At 58.4% G+C, this 17,025-nt stretch carries 15 protein-coding genes; 5 read left to right on the top strand and 10 right to left on the bottom strand.

Annotated features, from left to right (window positions below):
• Positions 1-117 precede the first annotated feature (117 nt).
• Positions 118-1,977: a M2 family metallopeptidase gene (locus AM218_RS05300; RefSeq protein ID WP_054412530.1), complete on the top strand. Its 1,860-nt coding sequence runs from the start codon at positions 118-120 to the stop codon at positions 1,975-1,977.
• Between the two features lie 85 nt (positions 1,978-2,062).
• Here the strand turns inward: AM218_RS05300 and AM218_RS05295 are convergent, their stop codons facing one another.
• From AM218_RS05295 to AM218_RS05275, 5 genes are all read right to left on the bottom strand, one after another.
• Complete coding sequence (locus AM218_RS05295; protein WP_054412528.1) at positions 2,063-2,773, bottom strand: GAF domain-containing protein; 711 nt, start codon at positions 2,771-2,773, stop codon at positions 2,063-2,065.
• 85 nt (positions 2,774-2,858) lie between these two features.
• Complete coding sequence (locus AM218_RS05290; protein ID WP_054412527.1) at positions 2,859-3,323, bottom strand: peroxiredoxin; 465 nt, start codon at positions 3,321-3,323, stop codon at positions 2,859-2,861.
• 102 nt (positions 3,324-3,425) lie between these two features.
• Entirely contained in the window at positions 3,426-3,965 is a 540-nt protein-coding gene (locus AM218_RS05285) for a heme NO-binding domain-containing protein (protein WP_231717550.1), read from the bottom strand.
• A gap of 99 nt (positions 3,966-4,064) precedes the next feature.
• Positions 4,065-4,913 (bottom strand): anti-sigma factor, encoded by an 849-nt coding sequence (locus tag AM218_RS05280; RefSeq protein WP_054412522.1) that lies wholly within the window; start codon positions 4,911-4,913, stop codon positions 4,065-4,067.
• Positions 4,914-4,915: 2 nt separating this feature from the next.
• Positions 4,916-5,470: an RNA polymerase sigma factor gene (locus tag AM218_RS05275; protein ID WP_044516900.1), complete on the bottom strand. Its 555-nt coding sequence runs from the start codon at positions 5,468-5,470 to the stop codon at positions 4,916-4,918.
• Between the two features lie 233 nt (positions 5,471-5,703).
• On the opposite strand from AM218_RS05275, the gene AM218_RS05270 reads away from it, so the two are divergent.
• Positions 5,704-7,107 (top strand): NAD-dependent succinate-semialdehyde dehydrogenase, encoded by a 1,404-nt coding sequence (locus AM218_RS05270; RefSeq protein ID WP_054412520.1) that lies wholly within the window; start codon positions 5,704-5,706, stop codon positions 7,105-7,107.
• A 57-nt stretch (positions 7,108-7,164) separates the two neighbouring features.
• Here the strand turns inward: AM218_RS05270 and AM218_RS05265 are convergent, their stop codons facing one another.
• Complete coding sequence (locus tag AM218_RS05265; protein WP_054412518.1) at positions 7,165-7,929, bottom strand: YdcF family protein; 765 nt, start codon at positions 7,927-7,929, stop codon at positions 7,165-7,167.
• A gap of 133 nt (positions 7,930-8,062) precedes the next feature.
• Positions 8,063-8,401, bottom strand: coding sequence for a thioredoxin family protein (locus AM218_RS05260; RefSeq protein ID WP_054412517.1), 339 nt, complete (start codon positions 8,399-8,401; stop codon positions 8,063-8,065).
• Between the two features lie 613 nt (positions 8,402-9,014).
• Here AM218_RS05260 and AM218_RS17020 point away from each other — a divergent pair.
• From AM218_RS17020 to AM218_RS05245, 3 genes are all read left to right on the top strand, one after another.
• A complete protein-coding gene (locus AM218_RS17020) occupies positions 9,015-10,403 on the top strand; it encodes a DNA/RNA non-specific endonuclease (protein ID WP_231717549.1) in 1,389 nt (462 codons plus the stop codon).
• A 262-nt stretch (positions 10,404-10,665) separates the two neighbouring features.
• Positions 10,666-13,173, top strand: a complete 2,508-nt coding sequence (locus tag AM218_RS05250) for a DUF5686 and carboxypeptidase-like regulatory domain-containing protein (protein ID WP_071843700.1) — start codon at positions 10,666-10,668, stop codon at positions 13,171-13,173.
• Positions 13,174-13,278: 105 nt separating this feature from the next.
• On the top strand, positions 13,279-14,310 hold the full coding sequence (locus tag AM218_RS05245; protein ID WP_054412513.1) for an AI-2E family transporter: 1,032 nt from the start codon (positions 13,279-13,281) through the stop codon (positions 14,308-14,310).
• A gap of 101 nt (positions 14,311-14,411) precedes the next feature.
• Here AM218_RS05245 and AM218_RS17170 read toward each other — a convergent pair whose 3' ends face one another.
• The 3 genes from AM218_RS17170 to AM218_RS05230 form a co-directional block, all read right to left on the bottom strand.
• Positions 14,412-15,275, bottom strand: coding sequence for a nuclease A inhibitor family protein (locus AM218_RS17170; RefSeq protein ID WP_071843699.1), 864 nt, complete (start codon positions 15,273-15,275; stop codon positions 14,412-14,414).
• A 195-nt stretch (positions 15,276-15,470) separates the two neighbouring features.
• Positions 15,471-15,944, bottom strand: coding sequence for a transcription elongation factor GreA (greA, locus tag AM218_RS05235; protein WP_054412511.1), 474 nt, complete (start codon positions 15,942-15,944; stop codon positions 15,471-15,473).
• A 129-nt stretch (positions 15,945-16,073) separates the two neighbouring features.
• On the bottom strand, positions 16,074-17,015 hold the full coding sequence (locus AM218_RS05230) for an NAD(P)-dependent oxidoreductase (protein WP_082318079.1): 942 nt from the start codon (positions 17,013-17,015) through the stop codon (positions 16,074-16,076).
• Between the last annotated feature and the right edge of the window lie 10 nt (positions 17,016-17,025).

The following is a 17,025-nucleotide window of genomic DNA, read 5'->3' as shown; positions in this document are numbered from 1 at the left end:
CGGCGCGGCTATCCTTGCCGGGGAATGCGGAGCAACCGTGCGAATTCCGGGCGGATGGTTAATTTAGGCCTTTCGCCGCCTGGCGGCCTTCCTTTGTCTTACCCTTCTTTCCCACCCATGAAAAAAACCTTGTTATCCGGCCTGGCCTTTGCGGCGCTGGGTACGGGCGTATGGTCGTGTGCTACCACCAGCAAGGCGCCCGTAGCTACTACCCCGGCCCCCACCGAAACGGCGCCCGTTGCGGCCGCACCTTCCTGGAGCCAGCAGGCCGATGATTTCCTGAAGACTTATTCCGCCGAGTACCAGCGCCTCTATACTGCCTCGGCGGAAGCGGAATGGCGCTCTAACACGCATATTGTGGCTGGTGATACGGCCAACTCCGGGGCCACCACCCGCGCCAATGAGCGCATGGCGGCCTTCACCGGCTCGGCAGAAAATATAAAGCGCCTGCGGGAGTTGCTCGACCACAAAGCCGACCTCAGCGAGCTGCAGGTAAAGCAGCTGCAAACGGCGCTGTACAACGCCGCCAACTCGCCCCAGACTATTGCCGATGTGGTGAAGCGCCGCATTAAGGCCGAAGCCGCCCAAACAGAAAAGCTCTACGGTTTCGACTACAAGTACCAGGGCAAATCCGTGACCACCAACGACCTGGACGAGCTGCTGCGCCAAGAGAAAAGCCCCGCTAAGCGCCAGCAGATCTGGGAAGCCAGCAAAGCCATTGGCCCCACGCTGAAAGACGGCCTGCTGAACCTGCGCGACCTGCGCAACCAGACCGTGCAGGCCCTGGGATACCCCGACTACTTCACCTACCAGGCCTCCGACTACGGCATGACCCGCGAGGAGATGATGGCGCTGGTCCGCAAAATAAACGACGAGCTGCGCCCGCTCTATCGGGAGCTGCACACCTACGCCCGCTACGAGCTGGCCAAGAAATACAACGTCAAGCAGGTACCCGACTACCTACCCGCTTCCTGGCTGCCCAACCGCTGGGGCCAGGACTGGAGCGCCATGGTAGACGTGAAAGGCCTGAACATTGACCCCATACTGGCCAAAAAGGGCGCTGAGTGGCAGGTAAAGCAGGCCGAGCGCTTCTACCAGAGCCTGGGCTTCCCGGCCCTGCCCGCTTCGTTCTACGAAAAGTCGAGCCTGTACCCGCTGCCTAAAGATGCCGGGTACAAAAAGAACAACCACGCCTCGGCCTGGCACATGGACCTGGACCACGATGTGCGCAGCCTGATGAGCGTGGAAGGCAACACCGAGTGGTACGAAACCACCCACCACGAGCTGGGGCATATCTACTACTACCTCACTTACACCAACCCCGAAGTGCCCGTGCTGCTGCGAGGTGGTGCTAACCGTGCCTACCATGAGGCCATGGGCAGCCTCATGGGTCTGGCCGCTACCCAAAAGCCCTTCCTGGCGGGCCTGAACCTGGTAGACCCCAAAACCCAGACCGACCAGACCCAGACGCTGCTGAAGGAAGCCTTGAACTATGCCGTGTTCATTCCCTTTGCTTCGGGGGTGATGAGTGAGTGGGAAAACAGCTTCTATGCCGATAAGCTCCCCGCCGACCAGCTGAATGCCCGCTGGTGGGCCCTGGCCAAGCAGTACCAGGGCATTGTGCCGCCCACCACGCGCGGCGAGCAGTACCTGGACCCCGCCACCAAAACTCACATCAACGACGACCCCGCGCAGTATTATGACTATGCGCTGAGCTACGTTATCCTGTTCCAGCTGCACGACCACATTGCCAAGAAAATCCTGAAGCAGGACCCACACGCCACCAACTACTACGGCAGCAAGGAAGTAGGGCATTTTCTGGCCGACATTATGCGCCCCGGAGCAAGCAAAGACTGGCGCACGGTGCTAAAAGAGAAAACCGGCGAAGACCTTTCTGCCCGCGCCATGGTAGATTATTTCCAGCCGCTGATGGCTTACCTGAAGCAGCAGAACAAAGGCCGGAAGTACACCATGTAAGCACCCCGGCTTTGCCGGTTAACCAAAAAGAGCCCGCCATATCCGGCGGGCTCTTTTTTTATATGGATGCCGGAAATACCGACGGCTATTGGCTCTTTACCATATATTTATCCAGCACTTTCTGAATGCTTTCCAGGCGGGTATACACCATATCCAGCACATCGGTATCATAATTAGCCGCGCCCATAGCGCGGGAAGTCAGATAGCGAGCCAGGGTGGTGTTTTCGTTCAGGCGGGCTTCCAGCTCATCGTGGGCGTAGTCCCACTCTGCCAGCTGGCCCTGGGCCAAGAATTGGCCGCGCAGCGCAATGGTCTGGCTAACCAGGTAGGCCAGCCGGGTCAGCAGCACCGACTCCGTTTCCGTAAACTCGCGGGCCTCACGGCCAATCACGCACAGCGTACCAATGTTAGAATCATCGGGCATGCGCAGGGCCGAGCCGGCATAAAACCGCAGCCCCGCCGACTGCGCCACAAAGGGGCTCACCAACCGGCAACGCTCCTTTTCCAGATCCGGATATACAAGGGGCTCATCCTGCAGAATAGCCGCCGAGCAGAGGCTGTCGGGGCGAGCCACGCCTTCCAGGCCGGGCAACCCGGTGTTAGCCTTATACCACACCCTATCCTCATCTACCAAGGAAATCAGGGAGATAGGAACGTTGAAGAGTTGCGCAGACAGGGCGACAAAATCATCAAAAATCTTTTCCGGCGTGGTATTCACAATCTGGTACTGATGCAGCGTCCGCAGACGGGCGACATCTGTATCAGGTATCAGAGAATGGGGAAGCTTATCGCTCATGCTTTTCTATCAAGAACTCTACTTAGAAATCGGCAAAGGGTATTCTAAGCCACCCAATGGCAGCTGCTTGCCGCCAGTGCCTGGCTTACGCCGGTGTGCTCAGGGTGGCTAACACCTGCTTGGCGTTGGCTACGTGGTCGGTGGCCCGGTTAAGGGAGTTAAAGATGTACTGGATAACCCCTTCTTTGTCGATGACGAACGTGACCCGGCCGGGGATTATGCCCAGCAGCGCGCGGGGCACCTCGTAGAGCTTGCGCACCTTGCCGCCTTCGTCAGCCAGCAGCGGGAAGGGCAAACGGTGCTTCTGGGTAAACTTCTGATGCGAGGCCTCGCTATCGGAGCTTACGCCCACCACCTCGGCGCCAAGGTCCTTAAAATCCTCGTACTGGTCGCGGAAAGAGCAGGCTTCGGCGGTGCAGCCGGGCGTATCATCTTTGGGGTAAAAGTATAATACCACGCTGCGCTTGCCACGCTGCTCGGAGAGGCGAAACGTCTCGCCGGTAGTGGTTTTGAGAGTGAAGTCTGGAGCTGAGTTGCCTACCTGTAGCATGTGCTGTTTTTAGTTATCCTGAAGCAATGATGCTAACCGCAGGCAAGGTAGAAAGGTTATGGCTGCCAGCCGTTCCGGCGGCCCCGGGTTGGTTTAGCGAGGCTAGTTACGCCTTACCCGGATACTCACCCGCTCGCCGTTTTCACTGGTCACGGGCTCTATCTCAATTCGGTCTTCCTCGTTATAATACACGGCCAGGCCCCGGATAATGCCTACCGCCAGCGCGCCCATCCGGCGCGGAGAAACATATTCTACCTGCAGCTCATTTTTCCCAAGCCGCTCTACCTGTAGCACGGGCGGGTTATGGCCGGGGTTTTGATGCCGGATATGGACGTGCATATGCTTTTCAGTGTTTTCCACCATCTCCAACGTCCGCCACGTGGGGTCCACCAGCTTGCCGTACATCAGCATCAAGTCGGGCACCAGGTACTCGCCGAATTTCTCGTGCAGCTCTTCAGCCGGCACGCCGGACATTTCGGCGGCGTGGCCCACCAGCGTATACAGGTCCTGATCCGGATACACGGCCTGCACTTCAAAGTCGCTGTAGGTAATGCCGGAGGCCTCTACCAGCCGCACCCAGGTGGCGTGGTCGTATTGCGTCTGTACATAGCGCTTCAGCAGGGTCATGATGGTTCCGTGCACAGCCAAAAACTAAGAGGATAAACAAAAAGCAGCTCCGGCTCTCACCAGGGGTTCTGGTAAAGATACGGAGCTGCTTCTTATGCGCCGGAGCGGCGGAGTTTAGTTCATGTTGCCCAGCACGGCCATGGAAGAAAGCGTGGGGCTGGCACTGCCGCCGGCGGGTTCCACCGTCATGGCAAAGGCCTGCGCGCTGGCAATGGATTTCATAAGCTGCACACTATCCCCCACCATGGTAGCCTCGGCCAGCATACCGGCGTCAATGGGCTTGCCCTTATCCAGGGCCCACAGCTGATACTGTTTGCCTTCCGGAGGCTTGGGCAGGTTGCGCACCTCTACGTACACGGCCCGGGTAGCGGGGTTAAAATGCACCTTGGCCTTAGCGCCTGGGGCGTTGGGTGTGCCCGTCAGCTCTACCATGCGGTAGGCATCATCCCGGAACATAGCCAGCTCGGCGGTGCGCTGGGTCAGCCGCTGCTGCACCACGCGGGTATTGGCCGCCAGCTCGTCGCGGGAGCTTTGCATGGCTACCAGCTCCTGAGAGGCATTCTGCCAGTTGCGGTAGAAAATAAAGTTGCTCACCAGCAGCAGCGCCACGGCAGCGGCCATCAGCCAGGTAAGCACCCGTCCCGTAGAGGGCGCCGCTTCCTGGGGCGGTGGCATGGCAATAACGCGGCCGGGCTCAGCTGCGGGGGGTGCAGCGGTGGGCGGGGCATCGGCCTGAATAGCGGCCTGCCAGCCGGCCAGCACCCGTTCCCGCATGCCGGCGGGCGGCTGGGCGGCGTGGGCCAGCGCATAGCCCTCCAGGGCCTGCGTAATCTGGTCTAGTTCCTGTCGAATCTCGGGGTAGACAGCGGCCTGGTGCTCTACTTCCGCCTGCTCGCGCGGCGTGAGAGTCCCGAGCACATACTGCTCTAAAACGCCTGATTCGATATATTCCTGAATGTTCACGGCTATCGAATCAGTTTTGCGAGTACTTTGATGGCGGCCCGGGCGCGGGTCTTAACGGTGCCGAGGGGTAAATTGAGTTCTTCTGCCACTTCACTTTGCGTAAAACCGCCGAAGTACAATAAGTCGATAATCTCTTTTTGCTCCGGATTGAGCTGTTTAGTTATCTCCTGTATCCCGATATGCTCAGGGCGGAACGCCGTGGGGGCGGCCTGCCACTGTGCCGGGCTGTCTTCCAGCGGCTGTGTACGAGTACCTACGCGGTGCTGACGAGAGCGGATTTTGTCGATAGCTAAATTCCGACAAATGTTCAGCACCCAGGTAAACAGGCGGCCTTTTGACGTATCGTAGCTCAGAAAGGAATGCCAGATTTTAACCAGTGCTTCCTGCAGCACGTCCTCGGCCTCTTCTTCTTTTTTTACAATACGAAGTATGACGCCATAAAGCGCGGTGCCATACTTATCGTAGAACACCGTCATGGCCGACTCGTCTCGGGTCCGCAGCCGCTGTACCAGCTGCTCTTCGGTGATGGAGGCTAATTCTGTGGAGGTTAAAGGCACAAAGTCTGCGTATAAGTAGGACGTTAAACCACACTGGGGGTCGAGCCTATGGCCAAATGTAACATTTACCCCGGTTTCTTGCCACCTAAATACGCAAGGGGGCAACTTTGTTATATATTTTATCACTCCTTGAAGACAAAGCAGCCTTTTAGCAGCCTTTGGGCCGCGGCCTGCGTAAGGCAAAACACCACTTCCCGAACCCTGGCGCCTGTTCGCCCCTTGTCCTCCCGCATATGGCTATTGAATCTTTTAATCCCTATACCAACCGCACGCTCCGCCGCTTCCGGCCTTTCAGCTGGGCCAAAACCGAGCGCATCCTGAGCCAGACGCACCGCGAGGCCGCCCGCTGGCGCACCTCGTCGTTTGCGGAAAGAGCCGTGTGCCTGCAGGCCGCAGGCCGCCTGCTGCGGGAGCGGCAGGATGAGCTGGCCCGCCTCATGGCCCTGGAAATGGGCAAACCCATTAACGACGGGCGCGCTGAGGTGCTGAAATGCGCCCTCACCTGCGACTACTACGCCGAGCATGCCGAGCAATTTCTGGCCGATGAGCTTATCAAAACCGAGGCCCGGCGCAGCCTTATCTCCCACGAGCCCCTGGGCGTGGTGCTGGCCGTCATGCCCTGGAACTTTCCCTTCTGGCAGGTGGTGCGCTTTGCGGCTCCTGCCCTCATGGCGGGCAATGTGGGCCTGCTGAAGCACGCTTCCAACGTGCCGCAGTGCGCCCTGGCTCTTGAGAAGATTTTTCAGGATGCCGGCTTTCCCACCAATGCCTTCCGCACGCTGCTCATTGGGTCTGACTTGGTGGCCAAACTCATTGCTGATGACCGGGTGCGGGCCGTTACGCTCACGGGCAGCGAGGCTGCCGGGGCCAGCGTGGCCGCCACGGCGGGGGCCAACATCAAGAAAACCGTGCTGGAGCTGGGTGGCTCCGATGCCTTTATTGTGCTGGCCGATGCCGACCTGGAGCTGGCTGCCAAAACCGCCGCTCAGGCCCGCATGATAAACGCTGGCCAGAGCTGCATTGCCGCCAAGCGCTTTATTGTTGAGAAGCCTATTCTGAAGGAGTTCATCAGCAAGCTGAAAACGCACCTGCTGGCCCTGCGCACAGGCGACCCGCTGGAGGAAACCACCCAATACGGCCCCCTGGCCCGCCCCGACCTGGCCGATGACCTCACCAAACAGGTAGAGGAATCGGTGAAGAAAGGGGCGCGCGTGGAGCTCTACGGGGGGCAGTCCAAACCCGGCACTGCTTTATTCCGGCCCGTTATTTTATCGAATGTGAAGCCCGGGCAGCCGGCTTACCACGAGGAGTTTTTTGGGCCGGTAGCGCTGGTGCTGGAAGCCCGGAACGCTGACCACGCTGTGCAGCTGGCCAACGACTCGCCCTTTGGCCTGGGTGCCGCCATCTGGACGCGGGATGTGCGCCGGGGCGAAGAGTTGGCGCGTCAGGTAGAAGCCGGCGCTGTGTTTGTGAATTCGTTGGTGAAGTCCTCCCCGGAAATGCCCTTTGGCGGCGTAAAGAAATCGGGCTACGGGCGCGAGCTATCCTACCTCGGCATTCGGGAGTTCGTGAATCAGAAAAGCATCTGGATTGCTAACGAGGCCACGCCTTCCGCTCACAAAACCAAAACCGAATAGCGGGTTGGCCGGTGCGTACAGGCTTTGTCGAATTGCGTTTTCTCTGCCAATAAGGCATTAGCAATACCCCATTAGCTTATAGATGAGGTAGCCGGCTATTTCATGCAGCAGGGTGGTCCAGCGGTCCAGGGCCTGAGCGTTGGGCACCAGCCAGTAATCAGGCGTGGCGCTGGGGTCTCGGGTAAGGAAGCCGGCCGGAAAGGCAGTGGCTGGCAACCCTGCTTTCTCAAAACAGCCCAGGGCCCGGCGCTGATGAAAGGCAGAGGTGATTAGCACCAAGGATTTAATATCGGGGTGGGCCTGTAGCAGCTCCCGCGTGAACAGGGCATTTTCGCGGGTATTGCGGCTGCGGTCTTCTATCAGGATGTTATCCGTGGGCACCGCCGCCAGCCGGAGCAGAATGGCCAGCTCGGCGGCTTCTGAACGCTGGCTACCCTGCAGGGCGCCGGAGCCACCGGAAATGATGATATAGCGAATACGGCCGGCGCGGTACAGCCAAAGGGTGTGCAGGAGGCGGTCGGCGCCTTCACTCAGATACACCCGGTCGTGGGGCGACTTCTTACCGTTGGCGACGCCCGTGAGCAGTACGCCGGCATCGTGGGGGGCAATGCGGCTGATGGGCACCGGCGGCAGTTCCCAGGCCAGCAGTGCCGCGTTGGCCAGGGCCAGGTTGGTGCCGATAATAACGACGGCCAGTGCCGCCAGCCGCCAGCGGCGGCGCCAGAGGGCCCGGCGGTCCAGCACGGCCGCCAGCAGGAGCAGAACAAGCCAGAGGGCCGGCATCAGAGCCCAATCCAGCACTTTGGAAAGCACGAAGAACATGGCCGCGAAGCTACCGCGAATTCCGCATCTGCGCTCAATAGCGCCGTTAGCTAGCGAAAAAGCAGGAACATGATGGCCAGCGTCAGCAGGAAAAAGCCCAGGGCTATGATATCCTTGTGCACGCGAAAGCGCATTACGATGCCTTCGGGGTATACTGGCTCAGCCGCAGGATCATATCCTTCACTTCTTCTTCGGTAAACAGCGCGTCGCACTCCAATAGCTGACCCTGGCAGTAGGAAACGAAAAAGGGCGCTGCTCTCTCCTCCATCAATTGTTTGGCCACGGGATTTTCCTCCGAATTGAGCCGGACAAACAGAATATCGGCAAACGTAGGGTCATTCGAGAACTGAATGAAAGGCTTGGTCAGCTGCTCGCAGGTAGGACAATTCTCGGCAGTAAACTTGGCGAAAACCTTGTGCCTTTCGTGGGTCAGACGGCGGAGGTCTTCATCGTGGGTATCCAGTACACGCATATGCGGGTGTTGCAAAATAGAAAGTAGAGTACGGCCGGCTGGCACACACGCAGACACCAGAGTTGACTGAATAAATCCCGGCCAATAGCTGAATCCGTGTAATATACTGACAATAAAAAGATTAAAGACCCACCAGCAGCCGCTCATACTCTCAGCACCTCTGGGGCTGTGCATCTTAGCATAGGCACAATAGCTGCGCCTTTCCTGCAAACTATTTTCTTCTAACTAAACATCAACGTCATAATATCCCGCTAACATTTTATATATCTAATAATCAGAATATTAAATATCAATCCATATTTTTTTCTCAGCCCGAGGCATCCTTTCCCTCTCTTTTTGCCTCTTGGTTATGGATTTGAGACTGAGCTTTGTAGAGCCAGTGGGTTTGTGATATCTACAGCAGAAGACATGATTTCTACCGCAACACGTTATTCGCTTCTGGAGCAAAAGCACGAGCAGGTAAACCGCCTGCTGCGCACCTGGGCCCTGGTGGGCGCCTCCCTCCTCACGCTGGCTTGTCTTACCTGATTGTAAGGCTGATGAGGTAGCTGCCTACTAATAGCCCCGCTCTCCCGCAGGTGTGCTATTTTTGCGCGGCTTAATTACCCTGAACATGCGCGCTATGCTGCCTCTTACCAGCTTTCTGCTGGGCCTTTCTATTCTGGCCTGCTCTCAGCAGCAACCCCAGAACCTGCCTACGGAGCAGCCTGCTCAAACGCCCGTAGCGGGCCGTTTCCCGGAAACTTTTGAGGCGGGCAGCAAAACCGCGTATGCGGAGGGCGACGAGCAGCTGAGCTCCGGCACTTGGCACTTCACGGATGCCCTGATTGGCTCAGCCCCCGCCGACCATAAAAACGGCACCCACGCCGCGCGTTTGCGGGGCCAGGGTCGGCTGCGCATGAATTTCGATGCTCCGGCCACGGTGCGCACCATTCGCATCAGCGCCGCCAGCTACGGCACCGATGGGGCCAGCACCTGGGAAGTATGGGCCAGCCAGGATGGCGGCCGCCTTTTTTCCCGACTGGGCCAACCGGTGCGCACCAGCGGAGCGCAGCTGGTAACGGCTACTTTTCCGGTAGCTGCCACCCGGCCCTTCCGCCTGGAAATCCGCAAGACCGACGGCGGCAGTGCCCGCCTGAATCTGGATGATATTGCACTGGAAACCACGGCCGGCAGCGCGCCGGCGGCCGTTACGCCCGCTCCCGCTCAGAACCGGCCCCAGGCCGATGCTGTGGTGGTCAGCCGCGACGACAACATGGCGCTGGGCAACCCCAGCGGTGCTACCGGCAGCCTCGATAACCCCACCAACTATCTGATGGTGAAGCCGCAGTACACGCTGAGCTACAACGCCCTGCGCGGCACGCCTACCTGGGTAAGCTGGCACCTCAACCGGGCCTGGATGGGCAGCGCCCCGCGCCAGGATGACTTCCGCCCCGACCCCGCCTTGCCGCGCCAGTTTTACCAGGTAACGCCGCGCAGCTACTCCGGTGGCGGTTTCGACCGGGGCCACAACTGCCCCTCCGCCGACCGCACCACCGACTTGGACGACAACTCGGCCACCTTCCTGATGACCAACATGATTCCGCAAGCCGGCAATAACAACCAGCGCACCTGGTCTAAGTTGGAGGAATATGCCCGCTCCCTGGTGCAGCGCGGCAACGAGGTTTACATCATTATGGGCAGCTACGGGAAAGGCGGCACCGGCACCGCCGGCTTTGCTACCACCCTGGATAATGGCCACGTAACGGTGCCCGCCCGGGTGTGGAAAGTGCTGGTCGTCCTCCCCGAAGGCGCCGATGACCTCACCCGCATCAGCAACGGCAAAGCCCGCATTATTGCGGTAGACACGCCCAACGACCAGAGCGTAAACCCCGACTGGAGCCGCTACCGGGTTTCAGTAGATGCCATTGAGAATGCCACCGGGCTGGATTTGCTGAGCAAAGTGCCTACGATAGTACAGGAGCGGCTGGAAAGCCAGGTAGACATGGGCACAACACGGTAGCTGTTTTGGACTTCAGAAATGTATACCGCTTACTGATCAATGAAATACAGTATCCTATTTTTTAGGTAAACAATAGCAATCTACCGCTGGTTATGCGGGCACCTCTCCCCGGAACTCCTCCGGCAGCGTGCCTTATTTGTGCTATTCTTATATTTAATTATTTGTGTTGATTGTCAAATACTTATATTAAATATCATGGGTTCATAAAGTATCGGCGGTACCTTGCACGATTGATTTAGAAGTACGTTGGATTTAGGTGCGCATGCAAAAATTTACTCTATTAGGAATCCTGTTCTTTTTACTGACAGCTCCGGTTTCATTTGCTCAACGAATTGTATTTAGCGGACATGTCACGGAGGCCGCTACGGGGCAGCCAGTACCTTTTGCCTCCGTGTTTGTGCGCGGCACCAGCCTGGGGGCTACGGCCGATGAAAATGGTCGTTTTCAGCTCACCGTTCCCCAACCGGTTGATTCGCTTACGGCTGGCGCAGTAGGTTTCCGGCCGCTTAGCCGGAAGGTTTCCCGGCAGCCACAGCAAACAGTTGGCTTCGCGCTGAAAAGCAGCTCCTTTGCCCTGGGCGAGGTAACGGTGCACGGGGGCGAGAACCCGGCCTTTGCTATTCTGCGCAAAGTGCAGGCCCACAAGAAAGAGCACGATAAAGCCCAGCTGGGTTCATTTGAGTTCGATAGCTACAACCGCGTTGAGGTTTCCTTATCTGATGTAACGGCCCGCCTGGCCAAGCAAAAGGTTATCCGGGACATGACCTCCGTGGCGCAGACGGTGGGCGAAATGGAGCGCAACGCCAGCGGCAAGCCTACGGTGCCGGTGTTTGCCTCCGAGGTGCTCTCGCGCTACTACGTGCGGCACCGGCCCAACCGGGAGCGGGAAGACATCAAGCACTCCCAGCTGCACGGCGTGGCCCCGCGGGATGGTTCGGTGCTGTCGCAGGTGCTCGGCTCCTCGTTTCAGGATTACGATTTCTACCCCAACTGGCAGATTGTGATGGGGAAAGACTTCATTTCCCCCATTGCCGAGGGCTGGCGCATCACCTATGATTATGACCTGGAAGACTCCGTGCTGGTGGGACAGGACCGCTGCTACCAGCTGAAGGTATTTCCGCGGCGGCCGCAGGATCTGGCATTTACCGGCCGCATCTGGATTACGATGAAAGACTATGCCCTGCGGCGCGTAGACCTGAGCGTAGACCCCAAGGCCAACATCAATTTCGTGGATCAGATTCGGGTGTATCAGGATCTGGCGCCTACCCCGGCCGGTCCTTGGCTGCCGCAGCGCACCCGCGTAGTAGTGGGCCTCAAACCCAATAAAAAGCAAACCGGCCTGCTGGTGCGCTTTAACACCGTCAATTCCAACTTCGCCACAGATCAACCCCACGAGGCCAAGTTCTATGAGCAGCCGTTTGCCTCCGCGGTAGATGCGCTGGAGGTGCCGGCCGGGTTCTGGAACCAGCATCGGCCCGATACCTTGTCGGCGCAGGAAGTACGCACGCTCACGGCCCTGGATTCGGTAGGGAAGCTGCGCTCGGTGCAGTCGGCGCTGGAGCTGGCCGATTTGCTGGTGACGGGCTACAAGCAGGTGGGTAAGCTGGAAATCGGCCCCATTCCCAGCCTGTACACCTACAACAACGTGGAAGGCAGCCGCCTGCAGGTGGGCTTCCGCACCACCGGCGACCTGAGCCCGAACTGGTTTGCGCGCACTTATGTGGCCTACGGTACCAAAGACCGGGACGTGAAGTATGGCCTCTCCGGCTACCGGGTCCTGGCCCGGCGCAACTGGACGCTGCTGCGCTTTGAGCGCAGCCACGATGTAGATCAGGTAGCGCTGCTGGATAACGACTACGCCATTGAAAACCCGCTGTTTGATGCCGCCGTGCGCTTTGGCAATATTAAGCCCGGCCGGCCGCTGTGGCGTGATGTTACCGGCCTCTCAGCCCAGTCCGACCTGTTCCACGGCTTCACGCAGAAGCTCACGCTGCGCCACCAGCGCTTCGATCCGCTCTACGATTTCGCCTACTACACCAGCGACCTGCACCAACCCGGCGCACCTACCGCCGACAAGTTCTCCTTATCCGAAGTTATTCTGGAGTCGCGCTACGCGCCCGATGAGGTGCTCATTCAGAACAAAAACCGGCGCTACGCGGTGGGGCTGCGCAAGTGGCCGGTCTTCACGTTCCGCTACACGCTGGGCATTGATAACGTGCTGGGCAGCGACTTCCAATACCAGAAGTTTAATCTGTTGGTGGCGCAAAGCCTGCCGCTGGGGCAGCTGGGCCGCACCGAGTATACCCTTGATGCGGGCTACATTCCCAGCACGGTGCCCTACCCGGTGCTAAAAACGCACCTGGGTAATGAGTCGCCCATTTATACCAGCAATGCCTACAACCTGATGCGCTACTTCGAGTTTGTGAGCGACCGGTATGCTTCGCTGCATGCTGAGCACTACTTTGAAGGGCTGTTCATCAACTCCGTACCCGTGCTCAAAAAGCTCGACTGGCGCCTGCTGGCCTCGGCCAACGTGCTATATGGCGGCGTGAGCGAGGCCAACCGCCTTGCTACGCCCACCGTGGATTCCCAGGGCCAGAACCTGCCTACTTTCCGCCCGCTGGGCACGGCGCCGTATGTAGAAATGGGCTACGGCGTGGAGAATATCTTCAAGGTGCTGCGCGTCGATTTCATTCACCGCCTCACCTACCTGGATAATCCCGGGGCCAAAAATTTCGGCGTGAAAGTATGCGCTCAGTTTAAGCTGTAGCCTATACACCGCCTGTATCCATTGCCCCAACGTGCCCGCCATGTTGGGGCAACTGTTTTTTGGGCTGAAACTGTAATTTGCCGCCTCCTTCCTTTTCCCGCGGCCATGTCTAACGAAAACATTTACACCGCCCGTCAGCAGCACATCCTGCTTATTGTATGTCTGGTGGGGCTGGCTACTCTTATTCTGGTGGGGCTGGGTAGCTATACTACGGCCTTTTTAGGCTCCGGCATTTTGTATGTAGTGTTCCGCCCGTGGTTTCAGAAGCTGGTAAACGAGCGGGGCTGGAATAAGCAGTTTGTCTCGGCTTTCCTGCTCACTTTTGCCTTTGTGGTTATTATTCTGCCCTTCACGGCCCTCACCTTCATGTTGGTGGACCGCATCCGGCAGTACGCGCAGGACACCAGCCAGATTATGGCCGTGCTGCACCGGGTAGAGGTGCTGATTGGCTATACGTTCACCTCCGAGCAAAATGTGCGCACCATTGTGCAGCAGACCATGAGCTGGCTGAGCCAGCGCATTCCATCCCTGGCCAGCGGGCTCCTGCATTTCACGGTAGTAATTGGCCTTATGCTGTTTGCGCTGTATTTCATGTTTATTGAGGAGGCTGCCTTTCTGCGGGGGTTGCACCGCTACCTGCCCTTCCGCCCCGGCACGCTGCGCGAAATGGGCGAGTCCCTGAAAAACAACGTGAATGCCAACGTTATCGGGTCGGCGCTTATCTCCATTGTCCAGGCTATTCTGACGGGAGGCGCTCTATGGTTTTTTGACGTGAGCGATGCTGATTTCTGGGGGGTGGTGGCTTTCTTTATGGCCTTTATTCCCGTGCTGGGCACTCCGTTGGTCTGGGGGCCGGCCGCCATCATTAAAATTGCGCAGGGCGAGACTTCTCAGGGGGTAGGCCTGCTGCTGGTGGGATTCATCTTCATTATGAACATCGACAACCTGCTGCGCATTGTGCTGGCCAAGCGCATCGGGGATATCCACCCGCTTATCACGCTGGCCGGGGTGGTGCTGGGCGTTGAGATTTTCGGCATTCTGGGTCTGGTTCTCGGCCCTTTGCTCCTCTCCTATTTTATCGTGCTGACTAAGGTTTTTGAGCGCGAAAACCGCAGCCGCCGTGAGTCCGGCATTTGATTTTTATCAACTTTCTCAAGTCCATTTAACAAAGCAGACCACCTTTCCCAAGGTGGTCTGCTTTGGTAAGAATTATTAAGCCTGAGCCTTTCTCAGTTATCCTAGGTTTCCGTCAGCACGGTTTTAAAGCCGGCCAGCTTGCCGTCATCGGTTTTGCCCAAAGCATATACAATTACCTGCGGGCCACCGCCCAGCCGATACACTTTCACGTCCTGCAGCTCCTGTTTCAGGAACATCTGCAGGGCCTTGAAGCGGTTAGCCAGCGCGGGGTCGCCCAGCACGCCGTCGTCGGCAGTGTGGTTGCGCAGGAAGTAGGTCAGCTCCTGGGTTTCCACTTTGGTATCGGCAGGCATACCAACCAGCTTCACCAGCGCTTTGTCCGACAGCGCTCCGTCCGGCGCGGCCAGGCTCACGGCTTCCAGCGGCGCATCCGATTCGCTCATAAAAAACAGCCCTTTGGTGAGCTGCTGCAGCTGATTTAGGGTAGCATCTGCCTCAGCCGATGCCTTGTCTCCGCTGCCCGTGGCTTTGGGGGCAGACACTGTTTTTTCAGCGGCGGCAATACCATTATCGGGTACTTTGGCGGCAATGGCGGCGGCCAGCTCCTTCATGCGCTCCTCGGCCACCTTAATCTTGGGATTGGCGAAGTTCATATCGGAAACCTTGTGCATAGGTATCAAGTGAATGTGCGCGTGCGGCACTTCCAGCCCAATTACGGCCACGCCAATGCGCCGGCAGGGCACGGCAGCCTGCACCCCTTTTGCTACGCGCTGCGCAAACAGGTGCAGGGCAGCCAACTCAGCGGGCGGCAGGTCGAAAATATAGTCTACTTCCTTCTTCGGAATTACTAGGGTGTGTCCTTCTACCAGCGGCGTAATGTCCAGAAAGGCCAGGTGGTGGTCGTCTTCGGCTACTTTGTAGGCCGGTAGCTCGCCGGAAACGATGCGCGAGAAGATAGAAGGCATAATATCAGCGTTTTAAGTGAATGACGAGGGCCCGGAAAATCAGGGCAAAGAGTATAGGCCAGCCAACTCCGGTTCATGGGGCAGCAAGGTGAGGCTTCAGGGCCGAAAATGCAAAGAGGCCAGGGCGCATACGCAGCCTGGCCTCTTGTAGATTAGTTTTTAAGCGAGCCAATGCTGGCTCCGCTTTGCAATCAGCTAGCGCGAAATTTCCAGAATCTCGAACTGCAGCTTGCCGGCGGGTACGGTAATTTCGGCCGTATCGCCAGCCGATTTGCCTAGCAGACCTTTGCCAATGGGAGACTTCACGGAAATCTTACCGGCGGCCAGGTTGGCTTCTTCCTCCGCTACCAGGGTGTAGTCGAGTACCATGTTGTTCTTCAGGTTCTTCAGCTTCACCTTGCTCATAATGAGCACTTTGGTAGCATCCAGGTTGCTTTCGTCCAGCAGGCGGGCATTGCCCAGCACTTCTTCCAGCTTGGAGATTTTCAATTCCAGGTGACCCTGCGACTCCTTGGCGGCGTCGTACTCGGCATTCTCGCTCAGGTCGCCCTTGTCGCGTGCTTCAGCCAGCTGACGGGCGGCCTCGGCGCGGCCGCGGATTTTGAGGTCCTGCAGTTCGTCCTTGAGTCTTTGCAGGCCTTCCGGGGTATAATAGTTGACAGTAGACATGAGCGTGAGATGGTAAGCTAAAAAACAAGGAGAACGGTCAGCAGTGCCGACCGTTCTCCCGATACAGGTTTGAGACAAATATACGAGTCTGCCACTAATGTTGCCATAGGCCGGCTCCCGAAGATTCCTTTACGGACGCAGGAATGCCGCAATTTTATGAGCCAGCACCTGATTAATGCGCTCATAAGACTGGTGCGTCCAGCCCCCGATATGCGGCGAGAGCACCACGTTGGGGGCCGTGGCCAGAAACCCGAAGCGCGCCTGCTGCTCCGGCGAAAGAGCCGGAAGTTTTTCATTTTCGAGCACATCGAGGGCCGCGCCGCGCACCTGCCCTACTTGCAGGGCCCACACCAAGGCCGCGTGGTCCAGCACTTCCCCGCGGGCCGTGTTCAGCAGCCAGATGGGGTTGCGGAAGCCGTTCAGGAACGCTTCATTCACAAAATGATGATTGGCCGCGGTATACGGAATGTGCAGGCTTAGCACTTCGGCCCGGGCTTGCAGCTCCGTTAGGGTTACGGCGCTGGCAAAGCCGCCAGTGTCGCAGAACGGGTCTTGGTCGTAGGTAAGCACCGTGCAGCCAAAGGCGGCCAGGCGGCGCGCAAAGGCTTTGCCCATGTGCCCGCACCCGAGGATACCCACGGTTTTGCCGCCCAGCTCTTCGCCCCGGTTGGCCTCGCGCCGCCACTGGCCCTGCCGTACTTCCTGGTCAGCACGCACGATGTTGCGGAGCAGCGCCAGGAGCAGGCCCAGCGCGTATTCGCCCACGGCGTCGCGGTTGCCTTCCGGCGCGTTCAGCAGAGATACGCCGGCGGCCGTCAGGGCCTCTTCGTCAATGTTATCTACTCCGGCGCCGGCCCGGGCTACGTAGCGCAGTTGGGGGCCGTGCGAGAGCAGGGCAGCCGTAATGCGCAGCTTGCTGCGCACCATCAGGCCATCGTAGGGGTGGGCGGCCAGGGCGGCGGGTACTTCGGCCGCGATCAGATCAGGTCGGTAATGCAGCTTCACCCCTATTTCTGCCATGTAATCGGGCAGGCTGGGGTGCATTTCATCGATAACGAGGCAGAGGGACACTGGCTGAATT

The organism is Hymenobacter sp. DG25A, assembly GCF_001280305.1.
In the GTDB taxonomy this organism is placed as follows: Bacteria; Bacteroidota; Bacteroidia; order Cytophagales; family Hymenobacteraceae; genus Hymenobacter.
Note: the sequence above shows the minus strand (reverse complement) of the source record. Positions and strands in the feature narration are given on the sequence as shown.

Bases quoted from the DNA above. Each gene is read 5' to 3' on its own strand.
- AM218_RS05265 (WP_054412518.1), bottom strand. From the start codon at position 7,929: ATGTTCTTCGTGCTTTCCAAAGTGCTGGATTGGGCTCTGATGCCGGCC.
- AM218_RS05270 (WP_054412520.1), top strand. From the start codon at position 5,704: ATGGCTATTGAATCTTTTAATCCCTATACCAACCGCACGCTCCGCCGC.
- AM218_RS17170 (WP_071843699.1), bottom strand. From the start codon at position 15,275: ATGCCTTCTATCTTCTCGCGCATCGTTTCCGGCGAGCTACCGGCCTAC.
- AM218_RS05260 (WP_054412517.1), bottom strand. From the start codon at position 8,401: ATGCGTGTACTGGATACCCACGATGAAGACCTCCGCCGTCTGACCCAC.
- AM218_RS05250 (WP_071843700.1), top strand. From the start codon at position 10,666: ATGCAAAAATTTACTCTATTAGGAATCCTGTTCTTTTTACTGACAGCT.
- AM218_RS17020 (WP_231717549.1), top strand. From the start codon at position 9,015: ATGCGCGCTATGCTGCCTCTTACCAGCTTTCTGCTGGGCCTTTCTATT.
- AM218_RS05300 (WP_054412530.1), top strand. From the start codon at position 118: ATGAAAAAAACCTTGTTATCCGGCCTGGCCTTTGCGGCGCTGGGTACG.
- AM218_RS05290 (WP_054412527.1), bottom strand. From the start codon at position 3,323: ATGCTACAGGTAGGCAACTCAGCTCCAGACTTCACTCTCAAAACCACT.
- greA (WP_054412511.1), bottom strand. From the start codon at position 15,944: ATGTCTACTGTCAACTATTATACCCCGGAAGGCCTGCAAAGACTCAAG.
- AM218_RS05295 (WP_054412528.1), bottom strand. From the start codon at position 2,773: ATGAGCGATAAGCTTCCCCATTCTCTGATACCTGATACAGATGTCGCC.
- AM218_RS05245 (WP_054412513.1), top strand. From the start codon at position 13,279: ATGTCTAACGAAAACATTTACACCGCCCGTCAGCAGCACATCCTGCTT.